A 25,532-nucleotide genomic window follows, 5' to 3' on the forward strand; every position below is an offset into this window, starting at 1 on the left:
CACGGGGTAGGAGGCGCCGTATGAAGACGTTCGGCCACCGGCTCGCCTCCCCGTGGCGGCGCTCGACCGCCGCCGCGCTGGCGGGCGCCCTCCCTGTCCTCGCCTTCCCCGCACCCTCCCTGTGGTGGTTCGCCTACGTCGCCCTCGTCCCCTGGATCCTGCTGATCCGCTCGGCACCGACCGGGAAGCGGGCGGCGTACGACGGCTGGTGCGGCGGGTTCGGCTTCATGCTGGCGATGCACCACTGGCTGCTGCCGAGCCTGCATGTGTTCACGTTCGTCATCGCCGCGCTGCTCGGCGCGCTGTGGGCCCCGTGGGGCCTGCTGGTGCGCCGCTGTCTGGCCGGGGCGCCCTCGTGGGGCCGGATCGCGGCCGCGCTCGTCGTCCTGCCGTCGGGCTGGCTGGCGGTGGAACTCGTGCGGTCCTGGCAGGGACTCGGCGGCCCCTGGGGCGTGCTCGGCGCCAGTCAGTGGCAGGTGGAGCCGGCGCTGCGGCTGGCCTCGGTGGGCGGCGTATGGCTGCTCAGCTTCCTGGTGGTCACCGTGAACGTGGCGGTCGCCGTCCTGGCCGCGGTCCGCGCGTCGCGGGTGCCGGCCGTGGCCGCCCTGGCCGCGACCGCCGTGGCGGCTTCGGCGGCCTGGGTGTGGTCGCCGCGCCCCGACACCGGGAGGCAGGCCAGGATCGCGGTCGTCCAGCCCGGTGTCGTCAAGGGCGGCGACCAGCGCTTCGTACGCGAGGAACAGCTCACCCGCGAGCTGGCCGGCCGGGACGTGGACCTGATCGTCTGGGGCGAGAGCAGCGTCGGCTTCGATCTCGGCGACCGGCCCGACCTGGCCCGTCGGATCGCGGCGCTCTCCCGCGAGACCGGCGCCGACATTCTGGTCAACGTGGACGCCCGGCGCTCCGACAGGCCCGGCATCTACAAGAGCTCGGTCCTCGTCGGACCCGGGGGCCCGACCGGTGACCGCTACGACAAGATGCGGCTGGTCCCCTTCGGCGAGTACATCCCGGCCCGCTCGCTGCTCGGCTGGGCGACCTCGGTCGGCAAGGCGGCGGGCGAGGACCGCAGGAAGGGCTCCGGGCAGGTGGTGATGGACGTCGGGCACGGGCTGCGGATCGGCCCGATGGTGTGCTTCGAGACCGCCTTCCCCGACATGACCCGCCATCTCACCGAGGACGGCGCGGACATCCTGGTCGGCCAGTCCGCCACGTCGACGTTCCAGCAGAGCTGGGCCCCCGGGCAGCACGCCACGCTCGCCGCCCTGCGGGCCGCCGAGACGGGCCGCCCGATGGTCCACGCGACGCTGACGGGCGTCTCCGCCGTCTACGACGCGAGCGGCCGGCGCATCGGCCCGTGGCTCGGTACGGACGCGAGCACCACCCGGGTGTACGAGGTTCCGCTGGCGGGCGGCGTCACGCCGTACGTCCGTTACGGCGACTGGGTGCTGCACGGGGTGCTGCTGGTCCTCGCCGGGTGGGCCGTGGCCGAGGGCGCGCGCCTCCTCCGGCTCAGGCGGCCCGCTCCCGCACCGCCCGTACCACCCGTTCGCACAGTTCGTGAGTCGCCAGCGCGTCCCGGGCGCTGAGCACCTTGCCGGCGCGCACCGCGTCGAGGAAGGCGAGCACCGCCTGCTCGATGCCGCGCTGGCGGGCCACCGGAACCCAGTCGCCGCGCCGCCGCACGGTCGGCTGGCCCTTGTGGTCGATCACCTCGGCGAGGTTGACCACCTGGCGCTTGGTGTCCTGTCCCGACACCTCCAGGACCTCCTCGGCGGAGCCGCTGAGCCGGTTCATCACGCCCAGCGCGGTGAAGCCGTCCCCGGCCAGCTGGAGCACGACGTGGTGCAGCAGCCCGTTCTCCGTGCGGGCGCGGACGGTCACGTCGTCGATCGGTCCGGGCACCAGGAACCGCAGGGTGTCGACGACATGGATGAAGTCGTCGAGGATCATCGAGCGCGGCTCCTCCGGCAGCCCGATCCGGTTCTTCTGCATCAGGATCAGCTCGCGCGGGTGGTCGGCGCACTGCGCGTACCCGGGGGCGTAGCGCCGGTTGAAACCGACGACGAGCGAGATGTCGCGTGCCTCCGCGAGCTCCACCAGCCGCTCGGAGTCGGCCAGTTCGTACGCCAGGGGCTTGTCGACGTACGTCGGTACCCCCGCCTCCAGCAGCCGCGTCACGATCTCCGGGTGCACGGCGGTCGGCGCGTGGACGAAGGCCGCGTCGAGTCCGACGGCGAGGAGCGCGTCCAGGTCGGCGTGGCGCTGCCCCGCGGGCAGATGCAGGCTGTCGGCGACCCGGGCGAGCGTCGCGGGAGTGCGGGTCTGAAGGTGCAGCTCGACGTCGGGACGGCTGCCGAGTACCGGCAGATACGCCTTCTGAGCGATGTCACCGAGTCCGATGCAGCCGACCTTCACAAGGCTCTCCTCCAGCGGTTGCCTGCCGGGTTCTGCCGGCGTTCTGCCGACGCTCTGCCAGCGTTCTGCCGGAAGCATACGACCGCCGCGTAAGCCACCGGCCGGTGAGCCGTCCCCGGAGCCGGAAATCGCTGGTGACCAGGGGTGAGTTGGGCCAGGATGCGGGGATGACCACTGAACGCAGCGAACCCGCCACCACCGCCGACGAACGCACCATGCTGGAGGGCTGGCTGGACTACCACCGCCAGACCCTGGCCTGGAAGTGCGAGGGACTGACCGACGCCCAGCTCAGGACCGCCGCCGTGGAGCCGTCCGAGCTGTCCCTGATGGGGCTGGTGCGGCACATGGCGGAGGTCGAGCGAGGCTGGTTCCGCAAGGTGCTGGTCGACGACGATCCCGGGCCGATCTACTACAGCGACGCCGACCCGGACGGCGAGTTCCACCTCACCGAGGCCGACACCTGGAAGGAGGCGTACGCCACCTGGCAGGCCGAGATCGACACCGCCCGGAAGAACGCCGCCCGCTTCGGCCTGGACGACATCTCCGTGGGCAGGAGCAAGCGCACCGGTGACCGGTTCAACCTGCGCTGGATCTACACCCACATGATCGAGGAGTACGCGCGGCACAACGGCCACGCCGACCTGATCCGCGAGCGCGTCGACGGTGCCATAGGGGACTGACGTCACCTCCGCGGGGCGCGCGCCCTCCGTACGGGGTCGGAGATCACCCGTGTGGGGCAACCTCCGCTTGTCCACTGCCCCAAAGGCGGCTCGACCCACCAGAGTTGCGCGGGTGCATCGAACGACGACCACCGCAACGCTCCTGGTCACCGTGGCTGTCTCGGCCCTCGCCGGCTGTGTGACGATCCAGCGCCCGCCCGCGTCCGGTCCGCCGGCGGCGCCGTCCCAGCCGTCGGCGCCCCGACCGGACGGGCCGTCGGAGCCGCAGATCGTGCAGGCACCGGCCCGCGAGGCCCTGGAAATGATCGGCCCGTCCCGCCGCCCCACCCCGACCGCGTCCACGACCGCGACGCAGGGCGCCGCCCCCTCGCTCCGCGCGCGCCCGCAGCAGCCGCCGCGCTCGCACCCGTCCCACCCCGAACGTCCGCGACCGCGCGGCCCCGAGGCCCGCCACCCCGGGCGACCGCACGTCGAGATCCCCGACGTGGCCCGGACGATTCCCCGGAACCAGCAGGACGTCTGTGCCCTCGGCAAGCAGTACGGCAAGTGGCGGGCGGACAGCCCCGAGGCCATGATCTGCGAGCAGACCTACGTGCGTTGAGGATCTGCGGGCGTTGAGGTCCCGGGGGGGGCTGGTCCTAAGGTCCGCCCTCCCCGCGGCCCCTCCCCCGTCGGAGCCCGTCCGAGCCGCCCCGTCGGGTCCTACGCCCGGCCGCCGGCCCCGTCTCCCTCGCCGAGCCGTAGCTCCAGACGGCTGATCGCCCCCCGTACCCCGTCGCCGTAACCGTCGTCGCCCAGAGCGTCGGACGCTCCCCGCGCCCGGCGCAGATGGGTGCGGGCGGCTTCCGTGCGGCCGAGTTTCACGTAGTCGGCGGCCAGGTTCAGATGGAGCGAGGGGTACAGCGCGCGCACCGCGAGCGCTCCCTCGTAGGCCTGGAGCCGGTCGTTGGTCAGCTCCTCGGCGGCCGTCAGGGCCCTGAGGTCCCAGGCGAGTTCGTCGAACGGGTCGTCCTGGGTGTCGGCCATGTAGTGGGCGAGCGTGCAGCGGTGCAGCGGGTCGCCGTCCTCGCCGATCTCCGTCCAGAGATCGAGGAACCGCTGCCGGGCCTCCTCGCGGTCGCCCGCGTGATGCAGCATCACGGCCTGTCCGATCCGTGTCAGGAGCCCGTCCACGGCCGCCTGCCCCTGTCGCTCCGCCACCGCGTCCTCCGCACACTCATGGGCTGTTCGTCCCGACGCTAGCCGCAGCCACTGACAATCCCGGTCAGGCGGCACCGGGCCGGCCGGACGGGAACCGGCCCGGCCACGAGGTCAGCCCAGGTTCGGGATGCGCCAGTCGATCGGCTCGTGGCCCTGCTGGGCGATCGCCTCGTCGATCTGCGTGAACGGGCGGGAGCCGAAGAACTTCTTCGCCGACAGCGGGGAGGGGTGCGCGCCCTTGACCACGATGTGCCGGCTCTCGTCGATCAGCGGGAGCTTCTTCTGCGCGTAGTTGCCCCAGAGCACGAAGACGGCCGGGTCGGGCCGCTCGGCCACCGCCCGGATCACCGCGTCGGTGAACTTCTCCCAGCCGCGGCCCTTGTGCGAGTTGGCCTCGCCGCCGCGGACCGTGAGCACCGCGTTGAGCAGCAGGACGCCCTGCCGGGCCCACGGCATGAGGTAGCCGTTGTCGGGGATCTCGTGTCCGAGCTCCTCCTTCATCTCCTTGTAGATGTTGCGGAGCGAGGGCGGGGTCTTCACGCCGGGGCGGACCGAGAAGCACAGACCGTGGCCCTGGCCCTCGCCGTGGTACGGGTCCTGACCCAGGACGAGGACCTTCACGCCCTCGTACGGCGTCGCGTCGAGGGCGGCGAAGACCTCCTCGCGCGGAGGGTAGACGGGGCCCTTCGCCCGCTCCTCCTCGACGAAGTCCGTCAGCTCCTTGAAGTAGGGCTTCTGAAGTTCGTCGCCCAGAACCCCGCGCCAGGACTCGGGCAGCATGGCGATGTCGGTCACGTCAACTTCCTTACGGTGTGCGGTCACTGGGTGGGGCCACCACGTCGTGCGGTCGCTTCCAGGTCTCTGAACCTACAGGCGACCACTGACAGCCGCCCCCACGGACCGCACAACCGGGCTGCTACCAGGCGGTCTTCCAGGACAGCTCCCACATGACCATCATCGTCGCCGGGTCGATGACCTTCTCCAGGCCGGCGATCTCCTCGTTCGCGGCCACGTACTGCTTGCCCTGCCACAGCGGCACCAGCCGGGCGTCTTCCACGAGGATCCGCTGGGCGGCCACGATCTGGTCGGCCACGGCCGCCCGGTCGCTCTCCGCGCGTGACTGCGGCAGCAGCTTGCCGGTGATCTCGGGCGAGTCGTAGGGCGTGCCGAGCGCGTTCTGCTGGCCGACGAAGGGCGCGATGAAGTTGTCGGCGTCGTTGAAGTCGGGGAACCAGCCGCGCCCGAACACCGGGTACTCGCCCTTCTGGTAGCCCTCGACGTAGGTCTTCCAGGGACGGCTCTTGAGCGTGACCGTGAACAGCTCGGAGGCCTCCAGCTGCCGCTTCAGCTCCTCGAAGGCGGGCTTGGTCGTCGAGCCGTAGCGGTCGCTGGTGTACCAGAGGGTCAGCGGGACCCGGTCGGTGATGCCCGCTTCCGTGAGGATCGACTTCGCCTTGGTCACGCTGGGGGTGCCGAAGTCGTCGAGGAAGCCGTTGGTGTGGCCCACCAGACCTCTGGGGATCATGGAGTACAGCGGCTCGACGGTGTCCTTGTAGATGTTGTGGGCGAGCGCCGGGCGGTCGATGACCTGGGCGACCGCCTTGCGGACCGCGGGCTTGGCGGCCCATGGGTCGCTGGGGTTGAACACCAGGTAGCTGATCTCGGTGGTGGGGTTGGCGACGAGCTGGAGCCCCTCCGCCTTCTGGTTGACCTCGATGTCCACGGTGTCCGAGGCGCCGAGACCGCGGTAGATGACCGAGATCTGCTTGTCCTTGAGGGCCTTGACCATCTCGTCCGACTGCTGGAAGTAGCGGATGGTGACGGCGTTGTTCTTCCGGTCCGCGATGCCCTTGTAGTTGCCGTTGCGGACCAGCTCGGCCTTCTTGCCCTCCTCGTAGGAGGAGAGGCCGTAGGGCCCGGAGCCGCTGATCCTGCCGTCCTTGCGGAGCTCGTCCGCGGGGTACTCGTCGGGGTTCACGATCGACATGGCGGGCGTGGTGAGCACCAGGGGGAAGGTGGCGTCGGGCTGGCTGAGGTGGAAGACGACCTCACGGTCGCCCTTGGCCTGCACCCGGTCGAGGGTGGCCAGCAGACCGGCGGGGCCACCGTTGACGTTGATCGACCTGATCCGGTCGAAGGAGTGCTTGACGGCCTTGGCGTCCAGCCGGTCGCCGTTGGAGAACTTCAGGCCCTCGCGCAGCGTGCAGCTGTACACAGTGCTCGAACTGTCCGTGAACGCACAGTTCTCGGCGGCGTCGGGCTCGGGCTCGGACGCGCCGGGGCTGTAGTTCAGGAGGGTCTGGTACACGTTGCGGAACAGTTCCCAGGAGTTGTCCCAGGAGGCCGCGGGATCCAGCGTGGCGGGAGCACTGGTCGTCCCCACGACGACCGGCTTCTCGTCTCCGGAGGCGTCCGAGGAGAACACCCCGCATCCGGCCAGCACGGATATGGACGCGACGGCCGCGAGCGGCGGCAGGTATCGGTTCCGGATGAACACGCGCTTGCTCCTCGAAATGCCGTACCAAGAGTTGGCAGACCTTACCGCAGCGCTCCGCCCGCTGAACCTACCTTCGAATCGACCGGTTGATCGAATTTCCTTGACTACGTTGTCATCGGACCGTGCGGGCCCGTATCCGGCGGCACGGGCGCCCGCGTCGGCGGGTGCCCGTGCCGTGGTGCCGAAGGTCAGCCGACGCCGGCGTTGAGGAAGATGCCGCCGTCGACGACGAGCGTCTGCCCGGTGATCCAGTCGGACTGGTCCGAGGTGAGGAACGCGGCGGCGCCGCCGATGTCGGAGGGCACGCCGAGCCGGCCGAGCGGGTAGGCGGCGGCCGCCTCCTCCTCCCGGCCCTCGTACAGGGCCTGGGCGAACTTGGTCTTCACGACGGCCGGGGCGATCGCGTTGACCCGGACCTTGGGCGAGAACTCGTGCGCCAGCTGGATGGTCAGGTTGATCATCGCGGCCTTGCTGATGCCGTAGGCGGCGATGAAGGGCGAGGCGGAGACGCCCGCGACGGAGGCGATGTTGACGATCGCGCCGCCGTTGTCCTTCTGCCAGGCGTGCCAGGTCCGCTGCGCGAAGCCGAGCGCCGAGATGACGTTGGTCTCGAAGACCTTGCGGGCCACGTTCAGGTCCAGGTCGGCGATCGGGCCGAACACCGGGTTGGTCCCGGCGTTGTTGACCAGGTAGTCGACGCGGCCGAAGGCCTCCATGGCGCGCTCGACGGCGACGGCCTGGTGGGCCTCGTCGTGGGCCTTGCCGGCGACGCCGACGACCCGGTCGGCGCCGAGCTTGTCGACGGCCTCCTTGAGGGCGTCCTCGTTGCGGCCGGTGATGACGACGCGGTCGCCGCGGGCGACGAGCGCCTCGGCGACGCCGTAGCCGATGCCGCGGCTGGCGCCCGTGACGAGCGCGGCCTTGCCGGAGAGTTCAGGCAGTGCAGTCATGGTCCTGTTTCCCTAGTCGAGCGGTCCGCCGGCCACGTACAGCACCTGGCCGGAGACGAAGCCGGCCGCCTCGCCCGTGAAGAAGGCGATCGCGTTGGCGATGTCGTCCGGCTCGCCGACGCGGGCGACGGGGATCTGGGTGGCGGCCGCGGCCTTGAAGTCCTCGAAGCCCATGCCGACGCGGTCGGCGGTGGCCTTGGTCATCTCGGTGGCGATGAAGCCGGGGGCGACGGCGTTGGCGGTGACGCCGAACTTGCCGAGCTCCTTGGCGAGGGTCTTGGTGAAGCCCTGGAGTCCGGCCTTGGCGGCCGAGTAGTTGACCTGGCCGCGGTTGCCGAGAGCGGAGGACGAGGAGAGGTTGACGATGCGGCCGAAGCCGGCGTCCACCATGTGCTTCTGGCAGGCCTTGGACATCAGGAAGGCGCCGCGCAGGTGCACGTTCATGACCATGTCCCAGTCGGCGACACTCATCTTGAACAGCAGGTTGTCGCGCAGCACGCCCGCGTTGTTGACCAGGATGGTCGGCGCGCCGAGCTCCGTGGCGACACGCGCCACGGCCGCCTCGACCTGGGCCTCGTCGGAGACGTCGCAGCCGACCGCGAGAGCCTTGCCGCCGGCCGCGGTGATCTTCTCCACGGTGTCCTTGCAGGCGGCCTCGTCGAGGTCGAGCACGGCGACCGCGCGGCCCTCGGCGGCCAGTCGTACGGCGGTGGCGGCCCCGATGCCGCGCGCTCCGCCGGTGACCACGGCGACCCGCTGCTCAGTGGTGGACATTCCTGGTTCTCCTCGCCCTAGAGAGAGTGCGTCCGCTGGGTGAGCGACCGCTTAGTACCTTCGGCAGACGTGACGCTAGAAGCACGGGCACGCGGTGTCAACGCCCCACGAGCCCGGTGTGATCCATTACCTGACCAGCAGCTCCAGCAGCCGCTCGGTCTCGGCCGCCGGATCGGTGGTGAGCCCGGTGTGCACGGGCCCGGGCTGGACGACGGTGGACCGCGGTGCGATCAGCCAGCGAAAGCGCCGTCCGGGGTCGTCACCGGCCGCCTGTCCGGCCGCCGCGCCGCCCGCGCAGACGCCCTCGACGGCCCGCAGCGCGGCCCGTACGCCGGCCACGTCCGCGGCCGGGTCGAGGACCAGCAGCCGGGCCTCGTCGAGGTGGGTGCGCACCCCGACGTAGGACCTGGCGCGGCAGTAGACGAGCACGCCGGCGTTGATGCACTCGCCGCGCTCGACGCGGGGGACGACGCGCAGGAGGGCGTACTCGAAGACGTCCCGGTCGTCGCTCCGGCCGCCCCTGATGATGTGGCGCTCGGTCACCTGGTCCCTCCGATGCCGTTGACGAGGTCGTGGACGACGGCGGCTCGCGCCAGCAGGGGGCGCGCGTAGGCCCGCCGCAGGTCGTCGGCTGTGTCGAAGCCGGGCTCGTCGGTGAGCCAGACGTCCGGGATCTGTGCGGTGACCTCGGTGAGGAGGTCCTCGGTGACCAGGGGGGCCAGGTGTACGGCGGCTCGGGCGATGTCCGGCGCGAAGGAGGCCAGCGCGTGGTCGGAGGCGTCGTAGGGGCGGGCCGCGGAGGCCTCGGCGCCCGGCCAGTTGTGGTGCCAGATCATGGTGGCGCCGTGGTCGATGAGCCACACCTCGTCCCGTCGGCGCAGCAGGTTGGGGTTGCGCCAGGAGCGGTCGACGTTGTTGACGAGCGCGTCGAACCAGACGATGCGGCCGGCCTCCTCGGCGTCGACCGCGAAGGCCAGCGGATCGAAGCCGAGCGCGCCGGAGAGGAAGTCCATGCCCAGGTTGGTGCCGCCGCTGGACTTCAGCAGGCCCTGCACCTCGGGGTCGGGCTCACCGAGGCCGAGGTCGGGGTCGAGGTCGATCGTGACCAGCCGCGGCACCCGGAAGCCGAGCCGCCGGGCGAGCTCCCCGCACACGACCTCGGCGACCAGCGTCTTGCGGCCCTGCCCGGCGCCGGTGAACTTGATGACGTACGTCCCGAGATCGTCGGCCTCGACGAGCCCCGGCAGTGAGCCGCCCTCACGCAGGGGGGTGATGAAGCGGGTCGCGATGACTTCCTTGAGCATCGCCCCAGGCTACTGGGGTGCGGCTGAACAACCGGCGCTCCGGGCGCGTACCTGAGGGCAGTTCGAGAGGTACCCGTGGAAGGGGACGTCAGCATGGCCAGCGAATCGCTTCATCCCGCTTCGGCACCGAGCCGCCGCACCGTCGTGGCGGCGGTGGGCGCGACGGGGCTCGCCATCACGCTGAACGCGTGCGGGTCGGACGACGGAGGGTCCTCGGGGTCTGCCGGGTCCTCCGGCACCGTCCTCGGCAAGACCGCGGACATCCCGGAGGGCGGCGGCAAGATCTTCAAGGAGCAGGGCGTGGTGGTCACCCAGCCCACGGCCGGCGAGTTCAAGGCCTTCTCCTCGAAGTGCACCCACCAGGGCTGTGCCGTGACGGGCATCGCCAAGGGCGTGATCACCTGCCCCTGTCACCAGAGCGAGTTCTCCGTCAGCGACGGCAGCGTGAAGAAGGGTCCGGCGACCCAGGCGCTGCCCGCCGAGAAGATCACGGTGAGCGGGGACTCGATCGAACTGGCCTGAGCCCTCAGGGGCGTCGCGCCCCGCGCGGTCGCCGGAGAAGACAGGCCAGCACCTCCTCCGTGGTCGCGAGGGTCGCCACCAGGGCGAGGGTGTGACGGATCATCGCGGGGGTGTAGTCGGAGGGCACCCCCGCGATGGCGTCCGTCGGCACCAGGGCGGTGTATCCGCGGTTCACCGCGTCGAAGACGGCGTTGGGGATCGCCACGTTGGCCGAGACACCGGTCACGACGAGGGTGCGGCAGCCCAGGTTGCGCAGCAGCGCGTCGACGTCGGTGCCCTGGAGGGGCGAGAGGCCGTGCAGCCGTCGTACGACGAAGTCCTCCTCGGTGACCTCGACGGGAGCCGCCACCCGGACCGCGGTGGTACCGGTGAGCTGCTGGACGGGGAGGCGTTCGGCGGCCCGGAAGAGGCGGGCGTTGCGGTTCGCGCCCCGGCCGTCGGGACGGCGTTCGGCGATCGCGTGGATCACCTGGACACCGGCCTCGTGCGCGGCCCCGACCAGGCGGGCCACGTTGGCGAGGGCGCCCGAGGAGCGTGCCATCGCGGCGAGTTCGGGCAGCGCGCTGTCGGGTCCGACCACGCCCTGCTGGCACTCGACGGTGAGCAGGACGGTGGTCTCGGGGTCGAGCAGATCGCTGAGCTGGTCGTACGACGGCACGGTTGCCCCCTTGTCGCCCACGGTGTGGAGCGGGCGAGGGTAGCCACCATTGCGCGGGGACGGAAGACGACCCATCCTTTTCTGACGTGATGTCAGAGGATCACAGGATCTCCTCTGACACGACGTGAGAGAAAGAGGGGGATGCATGACCGTCACTCAGCGCCGGGGTCGCAAGATCATGATGACGCCCGGTGAGCTGGACGATTTCCTCACCAGCCAGCGCACCTGCCGGGTCGCCACGATCTCCGCCGACGGCGCCCCGCATGTGAGCACCCTGTGGTTCGCGTGGGACGGCACGTCCATGTGGCTCTACTCGGTGGTGCGCAGCAAACGCTGGGCCGATCTGCGGAGAGACCCGCGGGTCGCGATCGTGGTCGACACGGGTGAGGAGTACGACGAACTGCGCGGCGTCGAGCTGTCCGGCACGGTCGAGTTCGTGGGCGAGATACCGCGCACCGGCGAGCTGCGGGCCGAACTCGACGTCCCCGAGACCCTGTTCGCCCGCAAGAACTTCCGGCTGGAGGAGATTCCGCACGACGGCCGGCACGCGTGGGTGCGACTGACGCCGGACAAGATCGTCTCCTGGGACTTCCGCAAGCTCGGTTCCGTGTAGGCCCGAAGCCCGGTTCCGTGTGGCCCAGAAGCTCGGTGCCGTACAGCCCCGATCGGCCGCCGACGGGTCAGACCACCTGCTCCGCCGCGCCTTGCAGCGCCTCGACCGCCGCCCGGATCGACGGGCGGCGGTCGGCGTCCAGACGCCACACCGCGTAGATGTACCGGCGCACCCGCTGACGCACCGGCACGGCCCGCACGCCGGGCGGCATCGGGTCGCGGCCGAGCCGGGGCGCGACGCAGACACCCAGACCGGCGGCCACCAGGGCGAGTTGGGTGTGGTGCTCCTCGGCGCGATGGGCGATCCGGGGCTCGATGCCCTTGGCGCGCAGCGTGTACAGCAGCCATTCGTGGCAGAACTCGCCCTCCGGCCAGGCCACCCAGTCGTCGTCCGCGAAGTCCTCCAGGTCGACCTCGTCCCGCCCGGCGAGGGGGTGTCCCTCGGCGAGGGCGATCTCCACGGGGTCGTCGAGGATCGGCGCCTTGGCGAGCCCCTGCGGCATGGGCAGCGGCTTGTTGTACCAGTCGAGGACCACGGCGAGGTCGGCGTCGCCGCGGAGGACCGCGTTCACCCCCTCCTCCGGCTCCAGCTCCCGGGAGCGCAGCCGCAGGGCCGGATGGTCGGTGCGCAGGGCGGCGAGCGCCGCCGGGAACAGTCCGCGCAGGGCGCTGGGGAACGCCACGAGCCGCAGCTCTCCGACGACCTGTCCGCGCTGGGCCTCCAGGTCGGACTGGGCCAGCTGCACCTGCGACAGGATGCGCGCCGCATGCTCCGCGAGCAGCCGGCCCGCGTCCGTGAGCCGCACCCCCCGGCCGTTCTTGGCGAGGAGCTGCTGGCCGACCTCCCGCTCCAGCTTGGACATCTGCTGGGAGACGGCCGACGTCGTGATGTGCAGCCCCTCGGCCGCGCCGCTGACCGAACCGTGCCGGGCGAGGGCGTCCAGGGTGCGCAGGCGCTCCAGATTCAACATGTAAGCAATACTACGAGATACAGGTCGCCAAAACTCGCTTGTTCTAAGAGATCGACTGCTTCATCGTTACGTCCATGACCACCGCCTCCGCCACCAGGACCCCTGTCCGTTCCGCCTCCCGGCCCCGCCGAACGCTGGACTGGCGCCTGCGCTTCGGCGTCCTCTCGCTCATCTGGGGCTTCAGCTTCCTTCTCATCAAGGTGGGCACGCAGGGGTACGCCCCCTTCCAGGTGACGCTGGGGCGGCTGGTGTTCGGCACAGCGGTGCTCGCCGCGGTGATGGTGGTCAGGCGGGAGCGGCTGCCGCGGGGCATACGCGTCTGGGCGCATCTGGCCGTCGCCGCGTTCTTCCTCAACGCGCTGCCGTTCTCGCTGTTCGCCTACGCGGAGCTGACGATCCCGTCGACGCTCGCGGGGATCTGCAACGCGACCTCGCCGCTGTGGGGCATGGCCCTGTCCCTGGTCGCCCTCTCCGAGGACCGGCCGACCCGGGTCAGGGTCGCGGGGCTCGGGCTCGGCTTCCTGGGCGTGCTGACGGTGCTCGGGGCGTGGCAGGGGTTCCAGGGTGTGGACGCCACCGGCACGGGGCTGGCGCTGGTGGCCTCGCTGAGCTATCCGATCGGCTGGATCTACGTCCGTCGCACGCTCGCGGGGGTCGGACGGTCGCCCCTGTCCATGAGCGGGGCGCAGTTGCTGCTCGCGACGGCCCAACTCGGCGTGGTGACGCCGTTGTTCACCTCGATGCCGGGTCGGTTCCCGGTGGCGCCGACGCTTGCCGTCGTCGCGTTGGGTGCGGTGGGGACGGGGGTGGCGTTTCTGCTCCAGTACCGGCTGGTCTCCGAGGTCGGGCCCACGACGGCCCAGATGGTCACGTACTTCATTCCCGTCATCGCCACGGTCGCGGGTGTGGCGCTGCTCGGTGAGTCCTTGAGCTGGTCCACGCCGGTGGGGGCGGTGATCGTGCTGGCGGGGGCGGCGCTCACTCAGGTCCGGCGGGGCGCCTGAGGGGGTGGCGTGTGGCCATCCGTGTGCGGCTGCGGGTGCGTTGTGGCTTGTCGCGCAGTTCCCCGCGCCCCTGAAGGGCGGAGACCTGAGTCCGTGCCCTAGCCGTACCGCCGGGCCGGTGTGGGGCCTGTCGCCGCTGCCACCGCCGCCGCCAGGGACTCGGCGTCCCGCGCGGTCAGTGTCGACACGGTGATGCGGACCGCCGGTGGAGCCGCGATACGGAAGCGGGCTCCGGGGGCGACCGCCCAGCCGGCGTGGAGGAGGCGGGCGACGGCGCCGGTCTCGTCGGGGACGGGCACCCAGACGTTCATGCCGGTACGGCCGTGGGCCTCGATGCCGTGGCCGGCCAGGGCATCGATCAGCAGGGTCCGGCGTTCGCGGTAGGCGGCGGCCACCGCGGTGGTGTCGAGGGCGCCGTCGGCCCACAGCCGGACCACGGCGCGCTGCACGATGCGGCTGACCCAGCCGGGCCCGAGCCGCTGCCGTCCGCGGACCCGGTCGACGGTGACGGGGTCGCCGGTGAGGACGGCGAGCCGCAGGTCGGGGCCGTAGGCCTTGGCGACCGAGCGGACGAAGGCCCAGTGCCGGGTGACACCCGCGAGGGGGTGCAGGGGCACGTCGACGATGCCGTGACCGTGGTCGTCCTCGATCAGCAGGGTCTGAGGGTGCGCGCGGAGCACGGATCGCAGGGCACGCGCGCGCGTGGCGCTCACCGCGGCACCCGTCGGGTTCTGCGCCCGGCCGGTGACGATCAGCACTCGGGCCCCCGCCTCCAGGGCACGTCGGACGTCGTCGGGGCGCGGGCCGTCGTCGTCGACGCCCACCGGGGCGGCGCGCAGGCCCAGGGCCGGGACGAGGTCGAGGAGGCTGCCCCAGCCCGGGTCCTCCACGGCGACGGTGTCCCCCGGCTTGAGGTGCGCGGCGAGAACCCGCTCGATCGCGTCGAGGGATCCGGACAGTACGGCGAGGGGGCCCTCCGGCACCCCGTCGGCGGCCAGCTCCGCGCGCGCCCGACGCGCCAGCTCCGGTTCCAGCTCCGCATCCCCGTACAGGACCGGCTCGCGGTCGCTCTGCTCGGCGGCGGCCGCGAACGCCTTCGCCACCGAGGGCAGCAGCGCCGTGTCCGGGTTGCCGCTCGACACGTCCCGCACACCCTCGGGCACCTCCACCCGGATGTGCTCCCGGCCCGTCGTGGCCGGCTTGGGACGCACGCGACTGCCCCGGCGCCCCGCGGTCTCGATGACCCCGCGCTCCCGCAGGATCCGGTAGGCGGCCGCGACGGTGTTGGGATTGACACCCAGCCGTGCCGCCAACTCCCGCATGGGCGGCAGCAGTTGCCCGGGGACGAGATCACCCGCCCCCACCGCACGCTCGACACTGGCCGCAATCTCCGCTGCGCCCCGACCTTCGATCCGATACTCTCCTAGCACAAAGACAAGTATGCACTAGTGCAATGGAGAACACCATGCAGGGGTCCCAGCAGACGAGGGCGTCCGCCGCCTACACCCCGACCGACCGCACCGTCCCCACGCGCTCCCCCGACCGGGCCTCGTACGACAAGGATCTGGTGCACTCGATACTCGACGAGGGCTACGTCTGCCATCTCGGCTTCGTCCGCGACGGCGCGCCGGTCGTGCTGCCGACGCTGTACGCCCGGGTCGGCGACCGGCTCTACGTGCACGGCTCGACGGGCTCGCGCCCCCTGCGGATGACCGGCCGGACGGATCCGGGGCTGCCGGTGTGCCTGACGGTCACGCATGTCGACGCGCTGATCCTGGCCCGCTCCGCCTTCCACCACTCGATCAACTACCGGTCGGTGGTGGTGCACGGCGTCGCCCACGACGTGACCGACCCGGAGGAGAAGCGGTCCGCGCTGGACGCGCTGGTCGACCATGTGGTGCCCGGGCGGGCCGCGGACTCCCGGCCGGCCAACAAGAAGGAGCTGGCCGCCACCGCCGTGATCCGCCTCGACCTGGACGAGGTCTCCGCGAAGCTCCGCACCGGCGGTGTCAACGACGAGCCCGAGGACCTCGCCCTGCCCCACTGGGCCGGGGTCGTCCCGCTGCGCAAGGGCTACACCGACCCGGTCGCCGATCCCGGCCTCGCCCCCGGCACCGGACTCCCCGACTACCTGGCGGTCCTGTGATGCTGATCCATCCCTGGGACACGCCCCACGACGACGCCGAGTGGCAGCGGTGGCTCGCCGTCCACGACTTCGGCCAGCTCTGCGTCAACGGCCCTGCGGGCGAGCCGCCGTTCGTCCAGCCCCTGCACTTCGTCCACGACCCGGAGCGCGGCGAGATCGTCACCCACCTCGCCCGGCCCAACCCGCTGTGGGCCGCGCTGGAGGCGGACCCGGTGGTCCTGCTGACCGTGGTCGACGACTACGCGTACGTGCCCGGCCCCTGGCAGGCCGACCCGGACGGCCCGCCCGAGCACGGCACTCCCACCAGCTTCTACGCGGCGGTCCAACTCCGGTGCCGGGCCCATGTCGTGGACGACCCGGCCGAGAAGGCCACGCTCCTCGACCGCCAGGTCGGCCACTTCCAGCCGGAGGGCGGCTCCGCCCCGGTGGCGGTGGGCGAGGTGCCGTACGGGCGGATGCTGCCGGGGATTCGCGGGCTGCGGCTCGAAGTGACCGGTGTGCGGGCGAAGTTCAAGTACGCGAACCACAGGACGACGGTCGTGCAGGACCGGATCGTCGCCGGACTCACGGCCCGGGGCGGCCCGGGTGACGCGGCGGCGCGCGAGCACCTGCTGCGTCGGCGGGGAGCCTGAGGAGCCGACGGGAGGCCTGAGGAGGGGGCCCTTCCACCACGAAGGGCCCCCTGTCTCACGCGGGCACCGGTTCCTCCTGCCGTACCGCCCCGCGCGCCTCGGCCGCCGCGAGCCCCGCGACCGACCCGAGCATCAGCAGGGTGCCGACGAGCGTCGCCGGGGTCAGCCGCTCTCCCAGCAGCGTGACGGCGAGCACGGTGGCGCTCACCGGCTCCAGCAGCATGATCACGGACACGGTGGCCGGCCGGACGACGACGGCGGCCGCGAAGTAGAGGGCGTAGGCGAGAGCCGTGGGAACGGCCGCGATGTACACCAACAGGCCCAGGAGCAGGGCGGGTTGGGCGGTGTGCGGGACCAGACCCTCGGACAGGGCGAACGGCAGCAGGCACAGGCTGGTGACCGCGAACGCCCCGACGGACGTACCGAAGGCGTCGGCTCCCGCGTCCCCGCCCCAGCGGCGCGTGAGCAGGGTCATCACACAGCAGCCGGCCGCCGAGACCAGCCCGAGCAGGACCCCCCAGGGGCGTACGGTCGCGTCCCCGCCGCCGAGCATCAGGACCCCGAGTCCGGCGAGCGCGCCGGCGACGGCGAGGATCCCGCCGCGCCCGAGCCGCTCCCCCAGGGTCAGCCGTGCGCCGAGCGCGATCAGGACGGGTCCGGCGCCGAGGGTGACGACGGTGGCCACGGCCAGCCCGGTGGCGGCGACGGCCGCGAAGTAGGCCGTCTGGAACACCGCCAGACCGACGCCCGTCACTCCGATCCGCAGCACCTTCCGACGCGGTGGTTCGGCTACGGCGTTCCGCACCCGCGGACGCAGACGGCGGGCGGCGAGCAGCAGGACGAGCCCTGCCGCGCACCGCCAGAAGGACAGGGCGACGGGCCCCAGGTCACTGGACCGGTAGGCCAGGGAGGCGACCGCGCCCGCGGTGCCCCAGGCCGTTCCGGCGACGATCAGATAGAGGAGGCCTCGCCCGATGGGCAGGCCGGAGACAGTTTGCGACACGCGTTCTCTCCGCAGATGCGCATGGTGCGCGGAAGTTCGGGAAAGGACGCCCGCTCGGCGGGGTCCACGGACTTCTTCTGCGGGCAGCACCGTCCGCCCGGCGTCGGGCCGGGCTCAGGGGTGTTCCGAGAGCACCCCGGTCTTCCGACAGGGCCCGCCTCAGGCGGCCGGAGGCGGAAGGACGAGCGCGTTCGTGTGCATGACGGGCAGGCTATGCGGCGTTTTCCCGCGCCGACAACTCGGTTTCCGCGCCCCCGCTCGCCACCGGATCCGCCGAGCCCTTGGCGGGCGCCGACGACTGCGCGATGAACGCGCCGGCCAGCACGATCGCACCGCCGACGATCTGCGGTGCCGAGAGGTGCTCACCGAGCAGGATCCAGGCGAGGACGGTGGCGACGACCGCTTCCAGGCAGGCCACGACGCCGGCGACCTGCGGGGAGAGCCTGCGCACCGAGTGCACCCCGGTGACGTAGGCGAGGACCGTGGCGACGAACACGATCCAGGCCAGCAGCAGACCGCCCGAGACCGCCGTGCCGTCCATGTCCGCGGCCCGTCCGAGCACGGACCAGTCCAGCCGCCAGGGGCGGGCCACGACGGTGAGGACGACGGTGCCGACGAGGAAGCCGTAGGCGATGACGCCGAGCGGGTCGGGGGCCTGGTCGCCGGAGTCGCCGCCCTGGTCGGACAGGACGAAGTAGCCGGCCTGGCAGCAGGCGGCGCCGAGGGCGAGGAGCAGCCCGAGGGCGTCGAAGCTCAGACCCGACCAGACCTCGACCACACAGGCCAGCCCGCCGACCGCGAGGACCACGCCGAGCGCGGCGGCACGCGTCACCGACCGCCGCTGCACGAACCGCACCCAGCCGAGCACCAGGGCGGGACCGAGGTACTCGACGAGCAGGGCGACACCGACGGGGATGCGGGAGATCGCGGCGAAGTAGCAGGCCTGGACCCCCGCCACGGCGAGCAGGCCGAAGCCGAGCAGCAGACCGGGACGGCTGCGCAGCAGTCCGCGGTGGCGGACGGCGAGCGGCAGCATCACCAGGGCGGCGCCCGCCACCCGCAGCCACACCACGTGCAGCGGGTCGAGACCGGCCTCGATCAGCGGTTTGGCCGCGACACCGGATCCGCCGAAGGCGAGCGCGGACACGAGCGCGAGGCTCAGTCCCGTGCCCCTGTTCCGGTGGCTCTGGATGCTCTCAGACGTATGCACCGGCACATGATGACAGGCGACGACATGAGCGTCATCCCGCATGACACCTGTCTCACCGAGCGGACCGGATCGACGGGGCGCGGGTGTCCGGATCGACAGGGCGCGGGTGTTCGGATCGATGGCGCGGGGGTGTTCGGAGCGACGGGACACGCGCTCGGATCGGCGGGGCGCGTGTTCAGACGGCCCGATGCAAGCGGCGGTCGATCCGCGCGAGCAGCGCACGGGCGTCGACCCCGGCGCGCTCCAGCACCTCGACCGCCCGGGCCTCCGGGTCGACGACGATCGCGGCGAGCAGGTCCAGGCCGAGGGCAGGTCCGCCGCCGCGCCGGTCGGCGCGCGCCCGGGCGTATTCCATCGCCCCGGCGGCCAGCGGCGAGTAGCCCTCCGCCCGGGCCACCACGGGTACGGCGCCGGAGTCCTCGACGCTGCCCTGCCAGCGCAGGCCGTAGCCGATGCTGCGTTGCACGAGATAGCCGAGCAGGCGGGCGAACTGCGGTTCTACGTCGAAGACGGTCCGCACCTCGGGGTCCGACTCCAGGAGTGAGTGCAGCAGATGGGCCGTGTCGATCTGCCGGTCCCCGTCCCTGACCGCCCGCCGCCGGGCGCCGGAGACCACCGCTGCCAGCTCCTCGCTGAGCCTGGCATCGCCGTCCGTGTGGACCGGGCGCCGACTGCCGGGCTCGTGGGCCGACTGCCGGGGGATACGGGGGTGCACATCCCCTACCTCATCAGTCCCGCCCTCTTCGGTCATCCGCGAAAGGAAGCATTTCCGCGTCCCACGGGAAGGGGACGCGCGGAGCCGGAATCTCCTCCTTACGGATGAGATCACGCCTCTCCGCACCGAGGGGCGCGCGCCGCCTTGCCCAGCGCCCCGCCCGCAACCGGGATGCGCCGTCGTTCGTCCCACACGGAGATGGAGAGCAGGTGCTGGCTGGTGGCTCTGCCGGCCGTGGACGGCAAGCAGTACGTATACCGGGTGTACGCCCCGGAGGACGCACTGCCCGCCGATCTGTTCTGGGACGCCTGGCACTGTCACGACGAGAGCGCGTTCCCGCGCGCGTGGGACCTGTTCGACGCGGCGGAGATACAGCGCGTGGGCTGACGCCGGGACCCTGACCCCCGACCGTTTCTGACGGTTCGTCAGTATTGAATGTTGCGGACCATGCCGCTACGTTCCGCGACACCGTAGCCCGTCACGAAGAGGTGGTCGCATGGCCGAAGTCAGCGCGGAGTCCCGCATCGGGGCGCCGGCCGAGAAGGTATGGGCCCAGCTCACGGACTGGTCCTCGTACGGGGAGTGGAACGCCACCCACACGAGCTTTCCCCGGGGCGGGCCCACCGCTCTGGAAGCGGGCGCGACCTTCCAGGAGAACATGAGGATGATGGGCTTTCCGGCCGAGGTCGAGTGGACCGTCGAGCAGGCGGAACCGGCCCGGGCGCTCGCCCTGCGCGGCAAGGGCCCGATGTCGGTGACCGTCGCCACGCGCTACACGCTGGTCCCCGACGGGGACGCCACGCTGGTCCGCATCGACGGGGAGTTCACGGGCGCCGCGGTCTCCCTGATGGCGGGCAAGCTCAAGGACTCGGCGACCGCGGCACTGAACGAGTCACTGCGGAAACTGGCGGGCCTGGTGAGCTGACGACGCCGCCGGGAACACGGCGAGGCGCCCCGCGCGCAGTTGCGCGGGGCGCCTCTTCACAGCCGCAGGCCGGTCAGTCCTCGTCGGCGAGGATCAGATACAGCTTCTTGCGGGCGTCGTTGATGACACCGACCGCCTTCTCCCGCTGCTCCTTGCTGCCGGTCTTCCAGACCTGGCCGAACGCCTCCATCAGACCGAAGCCGGCCTGCCGGATCTCACCGAGGGCTTCCCAGTCGACACCGCGGGAGGCTTCCTCCCAGGGCGCGTCGGGTCCCTCCTCGGCCGCCTCGCGGCCGGAGTCGGTGAGCGAGAACAGCTTCTTGCCGCCCTCGGAGGCATTGGTGATGAGCCCCTCGTCCTCCAGCAGCTGGAGGGTGGGGTACACCGAGCCGGGGCTGGGCTTCCACGCCCCGCCACTGCGCTCGGCGATCTCCTGGATCATCTCGTAACCGTGCATGGGCCGGTCCTTCAGCAGGGCCAGGATCGAGGCCCGCACGTCACCGCGCCGCGCCCTCCCCCGTGGCCCGCCCCGCCCCCTGGGTCCCCAGGGCCCGGGACCGAAGCCCGGTCCGCCGAATCCGGGACCGCCGGGACCACCCGGCCCGAAGGGCCCGAAGGCGCTTCGCAGGCTCTCGAAACCACCTCGGCCCGGATGCCCGGCTCCACCATGTCCACGCTCGTGTCCGTGGCTACGCATCGCCATCACTCCATTCCATCGTTGATCTGTCGCGATGCCTCAACGATATATCGGAATAGGTCGAACGGCAAGGGATTCCGAACTGGACCGACCGAGCCACTCCGCCGACGCGCCGTTGTCAGTGCTCTCCCCTAAGGTCGCGCTGGTGACCGAGCCCTCATACCTCGCCGCGATCCGGGAGTCGTACGACACCGTCGCCGCCGCATACCTGAGCGTCGTCAAGCGTCCGACGGAGCTGGACCCGCTCTCCCGCGCGATGCTGGCCGCGTTCGCCGAGGTCGTGAGCGCGGACGATCGCGGGCCGGTGGCGGATCTGGGGTGCGGTCCCGGGCTGGTCACCGCCCACCTTGCGCACCTGGGAGCACCGGTCCTCGGCGTCGACCTGTCGCCGCGGATGATCGAGCTCGCCCGGCGGGCGCATCCGGGGCTGGACTTCAGGGTCGGGTCGATGACCGCGCTGGAGATCGGGGACGGCGAGCTCGGTGGTGTCCTGGCCTACTACTCCACGCACCACACACCCCCGGAGTCCCTGCCGGCGGTGTTCGCCGAGTTCCACCGCACGCTGGCGCCCGGCAGCCGTCTGATGCTGGCCGGACACGTGGGCGACGGGGAGCGGCTGCGTCCGACCGAGGCGTACGGCGGCCGTCCCGTGTCCTACGAGTCGCATCTGCTGCCCCCGGACCGGATCGCCGGGTTGTTGGAGGGCGCCGGGTTCGTCATCACCGCGCGACTGGTGCAGGAACCCGCCGAGGGGGCCACCAGGAGGAGCGGCACCCTCCTGGCCCGCAAAGCAGGGGCGCGGTGACGGAAGCGGCTCCCGAAATCGGTCCAGTCAAACCGAATTGGCCTTGGTCCGTGGCCTGGTCATGGCCCAGCATCGGAGCATGCGTATCCGAATCGTCGACGCCTTCACCGACCGCCCCTTCGCCGGCAACCCGGCCGGGGTCATGATCCTCGACGCCTTCCCGGACGACGAGCGGCTCCAGAAGATCGCCCTGGAGGTCAACCATGCCGAGACCGCCTTCGCGCACCGCCTGCCCGAGGGCGGCGAGGCCGACTGGGCGCTGCGCTGGTTCACGCCGGCCACCGAGGTGAACATGTGCGGTCACGCCACCCTCGCCACGGCCCACGTCCTGCACACCACCGGGGTCCACGAGGGTCCGGTGCGGTTCGCCACCCGCAGCGGCGTCCTGTCCGCCGAGCCCCGGGCGGACGGCTCGATCACCCTGGACTTCCCGACGGCGCCGCTCACCGCCGTAGACGTCCCGGCCGGGGTGACGCAGGCGCTCGGTGCCGAGGTGCTCACCGCCTTCGACACCGGTCCGAACATCGGGGACCTGCTCGTCGAGGTCGCCGACGAGAAGACCGTGCACGGCCTCGCCCCGGACCTCAAGGCCCTGGGCGCCCACTCCGAGCGGGGCATCATCGCCACCGCCCGCGCCGAGGACCCCGGCCGTGGCTACGACTTCGTCTCCCGCTGCTTCTTCCCGAACGTCGGCATCGACGAGGACCCGGTCACCGGCAGCGCCCACACCGCGCTCGCCCCCTACTGGTCCGAGCGCCTCGGCCGTACCGAACTCACCGGCCTCCAGGCCTCACCCCGCTCCGGCCGCGTCCGCACCGAACTGCGCGGCGAGCGCACCCTGTTGAGCGGTCGCGCGGTGACGACGATCGACGGCGAGCTGCTCGCCTAGGGCCTGTCCGGCGGATCATGTCGCGGTCGCGGGGCCCTGGCACGCCCACCGGCGCTGATCAGGCACCGTTACTCCGTGCGACCTGATCCGCCGGACAGACCCTAGCGAGGCGGAGCGCTGCCGTCGGGTCACGCCGTCGGCAGCCAGCCCACCTTCCCGGCCAGCAGCGCGTATCCGACGAACGCCCCGATGTCGAGCAGGGAATGGGCCACCACCAGGGGTCCCACCCGGCCCCAGCGCCGGTACAGGTACACGAACACCACGCCCATCACCATGTTGCCGATGAAGCCGCCGATGCCCTGGTACAGGTGGTACGAGCCGCGCAGTACGGAACTGGCCACCAGTGCGGTGCCCGGCGTCCAGCCCAACTGGCCGAGCCGGCGCAGCAGATAGCCGACCACGATGACCTCTTCGAGGATCGCGTTCTGCATCGCCGACAGGATCAGGACCGGGTACTTCCACCAGACGTCGGGCAGCGCCTCGGGCACCACGGTGAGGTTGAAGCCGAGCCCGCGTACGGCCAGGTAGAAGGCGATTCCGGTACTGCCGATCACCGCGGCGATCCCGGCGCCGCGGCCAAGGTCGGGCCAGGGCCGGGTGCGGTCGAAGCCCAGGGTGCGCAGGCCCTGCCCCTCGCGCAGCAGGAAGTGCGCGACCAGGGCGACGGGCACCAGCGCCGACGTGATCCCGAACAGCTGCCAGGCCAGATCCAGCCACGGACGGCCGGGCGCGGCCGAGGCGTTGAGCGTGGCCGCCTGGTCCTTGAGACCGCCCGGCCTGGTGACCGATCCGACGAAGCTGATCAGAGCGGATACACCACTCGCACCGAGCGAAAGCCCCAGAACAAGCAGGGTCTCGTGCCGGAGGATCCGTCGCGAGAGCCGCTCCGGAGGAGAAGATTCGGCCACCGGGCCCGTCTCTGCCTGCACACCTGACTCCACTTCAGTATTCCCGCCGCATCCCCATCGCCGTCCCGCTAAGGTCTCGAAACTACTTACGAACATCGTGCGCGACAGGCCGTCGGGGGGACGGACGCCGTACGGGGCGTGCCCCCTCCTGCCTGCCGTACGGCCGGACTCCGGCCGAGGTTGTGCAGGCCGACAGGGAGGGGCACCACCGTCATGGGACGTCACAGCTTGCCCGATCAGTATGGGGCGGGCGCGGGCGACCCCCGTCCCCGGACGCATCGCCGTACGGTGATCCTGGCGACGGCCCTCGTCCTCACCGTCGCCGGTGGCACGGCGGCCGCCGTCCAGGGCGGTCTGCTCTCCTTCGGCACCTCCTGCCAGGACGACCCCGTACGGCTGAGGCTCGCCGCCTCCCCCGACCTGGCTCCCACGCTGCGGACCGCGGCGCAGCGGGCGCGGGACGACGACCTGACCTCCGACGGGCGCTGTCTGGCGGTCACGGTGACCGCGCGGGACGCGTACAAGGTGGCGGACGAGCTGCTGGCGGGCGAGAAGAGCGACTTCCAGGTGTGGGTGCCGGACTCGGACCTGTGGGTCCAGCGGCTGCGGACGGACCGCGGCGGGTCGGACGTGTCCCACCTGGGCAACGTGGCCTCCACCCCGATCGGGATGGCGATGGTGCCGGCCGCCGCGAAGTCGCTGGGCTGGCCGCGGAAGACGTACAGCTGGGTGGAGCTGGCCGGCGCGGCCCTGCGGAACGACTCGCTCAGGCTCGGCGCGGCCGATCCCGCGCGCAGCGCGACGGGGCTGCTCGCGCTGACGCGACTGGCCGGTTCCGCCGCCGGGAGCGCGGACGGCGGCACTCGGGCCGCGGCGATGATGAAGGCCTTGTCCCAGCGCACCTCCGACAGCGACGGGCAGGTCCTGGACACGCTGCCGCGCGACTCCTCCGGCACCGAACAGGGCAACCCCAGGCGGAACCAGGCACTGGTGCTCACCGAGCAGGCCGCGTTCGCGTACAACGACGCCGACGGCGGGGGCAGCCTGGACTTCTTCTACCCGAAGGACGGTTCACCGCGGCTCGACTACCCGTACACGCTGGTCGACGGGTCGGGGCTGACGACCGACGAGAGCCGGGCCGCGATCCGCTTCATGAACTATCTGGACCGGCCGGAACAGCGGCAGCTGCTGGAGCTCCGCGGCTTCCGGACGTCGGACGAGAGGGTGACGGACGCGCTGGTGACGGGGGCCGGCGGCAGCAGGCCGCAGCCGTACGCGGAGCCGGCCGTCCAGCCGCCGCCCGACACCGCGCTCGAAGAGACCCTCGGCGTGTGGACGATCACCGTGCAGAGCGCCCGGATCACCACGGTCGTGGACGCCTCCTCGTCGATGTCGGAACGGGTACCGGGCACCGACCGGTCGCGGATGGACGTCACCAAGGCGTCCCTGCTCCAGGCTCTCGCCACGTTCACACCCGAGGACGAGATCGGCCTGTGGGACTTCTCCACCGAGTTGGACGGCGACAAGGACTACCGCGTGCTCGTGCCGACCCGCAGGCTCGGCGACCCGGCGGACGGCGGCACCCAGCGCGAGCGCCTCTCGGCCGCGTTCAGCGACCTGACGCCGGTGCCCGACGGTGCCACGGGCCTGTACGACACCACGCTCGCGGCGTACAGGGCGGCCACCTCCTCCTACGTCGAGGGGAAGTTCAACGCGCTGGTGGTGCTGACGGACGGCGTTAACCAGGACCCGGGCAGCATCGAGCGCGCCGATCTCATCTCCCAGCTGGAGAGGCTCAGCAACCCCGAACGCCCGGTTCCCTTGATCATGATCGCCGTGGGCCCCGACGCCGACCGCGAGGAGGCCGAGCAGATCGCCCGGTCCACCGGTGGCTCCGGCCAGGAGGTCGACGACCCCTCCCAGATCCACTCGGTCATCCTCAAGGCCATCGTCGCGGCGGGCACCCGGGACACCGACGGGAACTGACCCCCAGCGCCCCCGGGACCAGAGACCCC

At 71.7% G+C, this 25,532-nt stretch carries 29 protein-coding genes; 13 read left to right on the forward strand and 16 right to left on the reverse strand.

Annotation, left to right across the window (positions count from 1 at the left end; genetic code table 11):
• Positions 1-20 precede the first annotated feature (20 nt).
• The gene (gene lnt / locus SLINC_RS08060) at positions 21-1,586 is read left to right on the forward strand and encodes an apolipoprotein N-acyltransferase (RefSeq protein ID WP_067428479.1); all 1,566 of its coding nucleotides are present in this window, start codon (positions 21-23) and stop codon (positions 1,584-1,586) included.
• Here the strand turns inward: lnt and SLINC_RS08065 are convergent.
• The gene (locus SLINC_RS08065) at positions 1,510-2,415 is read right to left on the reverse strand and encodes a Gfo/Idh/MocA family protein (RefSeq protein ID WP_067428482.1); all 906 of its coding nucleotides are present in this window, start codon (positions 2,413-2,415) and stop codon (positions 1,510-1,512) included. The genes lnt and SLINC_RS08065 overlap by 77 nt on opposite strands.
• A gap of 167 nt (positions 2,416-2,582) precedes the next feature.
• On the opposite strand from SLINC_RS08065, the gene SLINC_RS08070 reads away from it, so the two are divergent.
• On the forward strand, positions 2,583-3,095 hold the full coding sequence (locus tag SLINC_RS08070) for a DinB family protein (protein ID WP_067428486.1): 513 nt from the start codon (positions 2,583-2,585) through the stop codon (positions 3,093-3,095).
• A 112-nt stretch (positions 3,096-3,207) separates the two neighbouring features.
• A complete protein-coding gene (locus SLINC_RS08075; RefSeq protein ID WP_067428490.1) occupies positions 3,208-3,696 on the forward strand; it encodes a hypothetical protein in 489 nt (162 codons plus the stop codon).
• Between the two features lie 101 nt (positions 3,697-3,797).
• Here the strand turns inward: SLINC_RS08075 and SLINC_RS08080 are convergent, their stop codons facing one another.
• The 7 genes from SLINC_RS08080 to SLINC_RS08110 all read right to left on the reverse strand — a co-directional run bounded on the left by SLINC_RS08080 (position 3,798) and on the right by SLINC_RS08110 (position 9,820).
• Positions 3,798-4,295, reverse strand: a complete 498-nt coding sequence (locus SLINC_RS08080; RefSeq protein ID WP_067428497.1) for a tetratricopeptide repeat protein — start codon at positions 4,293-4,295, stop codon at positions 3,798-3,800.
• 111 nt (positions 4,296-4,406) lie between these two features.
• Positions 4,407-5,090 carry a uracil-DNA glycosylase gene (locus tag SLINC_RS08085; RefSeq protein WP_067428500.1) on the reverse strand — a complete coding sequence of 228 codons (684 nt, stop codon included), beginning with the start codon at positions 5,088-5,090 and terminating at the stop codon, positions 4,407-4,409.
• Positions 5,091-5,211: 121 nt separating this feature from the next.
• Positions 5,212-6,792, reverse strand: a complete 1,581-nt coding sequence (locus SLINC_RS08090; RefSeq protein ID WP_067428503.1) for an ABC transporter substrate-binding protein — start codon at positions 6,790-6,792, stop codon at positions 5,212-5,214.
• 188 nt (positions 6,793-6,980) lie between these two features.
• Complete coding sequence (locus SLINC_RS08095) at positions 6,981-7,742, reverse strand: SDR family oxidoreductase (RefSeq protein WP_067428506.1); 762 nt, start codon at positions 7,740-7,742, stop codon at positions 6,981-6,983.
• Positions 7,743-7,754: 12 nt separating this feature from the next.
• Entirely contained in the window at positions 7,755-8,516 is a 762-nt protein-coding gene (gene fabG, locus SLINC_RS08100) for a 3-oxoacyl-ACP reductase FabG (protein ID WP_067428509.1), read from the reverse strand.
• A 126-nt stretch (positions 8,517-8,642) separates the two neighbouring features.
• Positions 8,643-9,059: a DUF3037 domain-containing protein gene (locus tag SLINC_RS08105; RefSeq protein ID WP_067428512.1), complete on the reverse strand. Its 417-nt coding sequence runs from the start codon at positions 9,057-9,059 to the stop codon at positions 8,643-8,645.
• Positions 9,056-9,820: a HipA family kinase gene (locus tag SLINC_RS08110; protein WP_067428515.1), complete on the reverse strand. Its 765-nt coding sequence runs from the start codon at positions 9,818-9,820 to the stop codon at positions 9,056-9,058. The genes SLINC_RS08105 and SLINC_RS08110 overlap by 4 nt, the downstream gene beginning before the upstream one ends.
• A gap of 93 nt (positions 9,821-9,913) precedes the next feature.
• Between SLINC_RS08110 and SLINC_RS08115 the strand changes: the two genes are divergently transcribed.
• Positions 9,914-10,342, forward strand: a complete 429-nt coding sequence (locus tag SLINC_RS08115; protein ID WP_067445146.1) for a Rieske (2Fe-2S) protein — start codon at positions 9,914-9,916, stop codon at positions 10,340-10,342.
• 4 nt (positions 10,343-10,346) lie between these two features.
• On the opposite strand, the gene SLINC_RS08120 is transcribed toward SLINC_RS08115, so the two are convergent.
• Positions 10,347-11,000, reverse strand: coding sequence for a cysteine hydrolase family protein (locus tag SLINC_RS08120; protein ID WP_067445148.1), 654 nt, complete (start codon positions 10,998-11,000; stop codon positions 10,347-10,349).
• 145 nt (positions 11,001-11,145) lie between these two features.
• Here SLINC_RS08120 and SLINC_RS08125 point away from each other — a divergent pair, with 145 nt between their 5' ends.
• A complete protein-coding gene (locus SLINC_RS08125) occupies positions 11,146-11,613 on the forward strand; it encodes a pyridoxamine 5'-phosphate oxidase family protein (RefSeq protein ID WP_067428518.1) in 468 nt (155 codons plus the stop codon).
• Between the two features lie 67 nt (positions 11,614-11,680).
• Here SLINC_RS08125 and SLINC_RS08130 read toward each other — a convergent pair whose 3' ends face one another.
• Complete coding sequence (locus SLINC_RS08130) at positions 11,681-12,583, reverse strand: LysR family transcriptional regulator (protein ID WP_067428521.1); 903 nt, start codon at positions 12,581-12,583, stop codon at positions 11,681-11,683.
• Positions 12,584-12,657: 74 nt separating this feature from the next.
• On the opposite strand from SLINC_RS08130, the gene SLINC_RS08135 reads away from it, so the two are divergent.
• Positions 12,658-13,587 (forward strand): DMT family transporter, encoded by a 930-nt coding sequence (locus SLINC_RS08135; RefSeq protein ID WP_067428524.1) that lies wholly within the window; start codon positions 12,658-12,660, stop codon positions 13,585-13,587.
• Between the two features lie 98 nt (positions 13,588-13,685).
• Here SLINC_RS08135 and SLINC_RS08140 read toward each other — a convergent pair whose 3' ends face one another.
• Positions 13,686-15,017, reverse strand: coding sequence for an aminotransferase class I/II-fold pyridoxal phosphate-dependent enzyme (locus tag SLINC_RS08140; protein ID WP_067428527.1), 1,332 nt, complete (start codon positions 15,015-15,017; stop codon positions 13,686-13,688).
• 35 nt (positions 15,018-15,052) lie between these two features.
• Here SLINC_RS08140 and SLINC_RS08145 point away from each other — a divergent pair, with 35 nt between their 5' ends.
• A complete protein-coding gene (locus SLINC_RS08145) occupies positions 15,053-15,733 on the forward strand; it encodes a pyridoxamine 5'-phosphate oxidase family protein (RefSeq protein WP_067445150.1) in 681 nt (226 codons plus the stop codon).
• Positions 15,733-16,365, forward strand: a complete 633-nt coding sequence (locus SLINC_RS08150; protein WP_067428532.1) for an FMN-binding negative transcriptional regulator — start codon at positions 15,733-15,735, stop codon at positions 16,363-16,365. The genes SLINC_RS08145 and SLINC_RS08150 overlap by 1 nt, the downstream gene beginning before the upstream one ends.
• Positions 16,366-16,420: 55 nt before the next feature.
• Here the strand turns inward: SLINC_RS08150 and SLINC_RS08155 are convergent, their stop codons facing one another.
• The 3 genes from SLINC_RS08155 to SLINC_RS08165 form a co-directional block, all read right to left on the reverse strand.
• Positions 16,421-17,368 carry a DMT family transporter gene (locus tag SLINC_RS08155; protein WP_067428540.1) on the reverse strand — a complete coding sequence of 316 codons (948 nt, stop codon included), beginning with the start codon at positions 17,366-17,368 and terminating at the stop codon, positions 16,421-16,423.
• A gap of 211 nt (positions 17,369-17,579) precedes the next feature.
• Positions 17,580-18,584 (reverse strand): EamA family transporter, encoded by a 1,005-nt coding sequence (locus tag SLINC_RS08160; protein ID WP_067428542.1) that lies wholly within the window; start codon positions 18,582-18,584, stop codon positions 17,580-17,582.
• Positions 18,585-18,753: 169 nt separating this feature from the next.
• Complete coding sequence (locus SLINC_RS08165; protein WP_067428545.1) at positions 18,754-19,293, reverse strand: Clp protease N-terminal domain-containing protein; 540 nt, start codon at positions 19,291-19,293, stop codon at positions 18,754-18,756.
• 219 nt (positions 19,294-19,512) lie between these two features.
• Between SLINC_RS08165 and SLINC_RS48425 the strand changes: the two genes are divergently transcribed.
• Positions 19,513-19,680, forward strand: coding sequence for a hypothetical protein (locus SLINC_RS48425; RefSeq protein ID WP_170068263.1), 168 nt, complete (start codon positions 19,513-19,515; stop codon positions 19,678-19,680).
• A gap of 109 nt (positions 19,681-19,789) precedes the next feature.
• Positions 19,790-20,218 (forward strand): type II toxin-antitoxin system Rv0910 family toxin, encoded by a 429-nt coding sequence (locus tag SLINC_RS08175; protein WP_067428551.1) that lies wholly within the window; start codon positions 19,790-19,792, stop codon positions 20,216-20,218.
• A gap of 73 nt (positions 20,219-20,291) precedes the next feature.
• Here the strand turns inward: SLINC_RS08175 and SLINC_RS08180 are convergent, their stop codons facing one another.
• Complete coding sequence (locus SLINC_RS08180; protein WP_079165091.1) at positions 20,292-20,915, reverse strand: PadR family transcriptional regulator; 624 nt, start codon at positions 20,913-20,915, stop codon at positions 20,292-20,294.
• 145 nt (positions 20,916-21,060) lie between these two features.
• Between SLINC_RS08180 and SLINC_RS08185 the strand changes: the two genes are divergently transcribed.
• Both SLINC_RS08185 and SLINC_RS08190 read left to right on the forward strand, forming a co-directional pair.
• Complete coding sequence (locus SLINC_RS08185) at positions 21,061-21,720, forward strand: class I SAM-dependent methyltransferase (RefSeq protein WP_067428560.1); 660 nt, start codon at positions 21,061-21,063, stop codon at positions 21,718-21,720.
• A gap of 79 nt (positions 21,721-21,799) precedes the next feature.
• Entirely contained in the window at positions 21,800-22,609 is an 810-nt protein-coding gene (locus tag SLINC_RS08190; protein ID WP_067445152.1) for a PhzF family phenazine biosynthesis protein, read from the forward strand.
• Between the two features lie 128 nt (positions 22,610-22,737).
• Here SLINC_RS08190 and SLINC_RS08195 read toward each other — a convergent pair whose 3' ends face one another.
• Positions 22,738-23,538, reverse strand: coding sequence for a CPBP family intramembrane glutamic endopeptidase (locus SLINC_RS08195; protein WP_067428563.1), 801 nt, complete (start codon positions 23,536-23,538; stop codon positions 22,738-22,740).
• Positions 23,539-23,730: 192 nt separating this feature from the next.
• Here SLINC_RS08195 and SLINC_RS08200 point away from each other — a divergent pair, with 192 nt between their 5' ends.
• Complete coding sequence (locus SLINC_RS08200; protein WP_067428566.1) at positions 23,731-25,503, forward strand: substrate-binding and VWA domain-containing protein; 1,773 nt, start codon at positions 23,731-23,733, stop codon at positions 25,501-25,503.
• Positions 25,504-25,532: the final 29 nt, after the last annotated feature.

The organism is Streptomyces lincolnensis, assembly GCF_001685355.1.
GTDB classification, from domain to species: domain Bacteria; phylum Actinomycetota; class Actinomycetes; order Streptomycetales; family Streptomycetaceae; genus Streptomyces; species Streptomyces lincolnensis.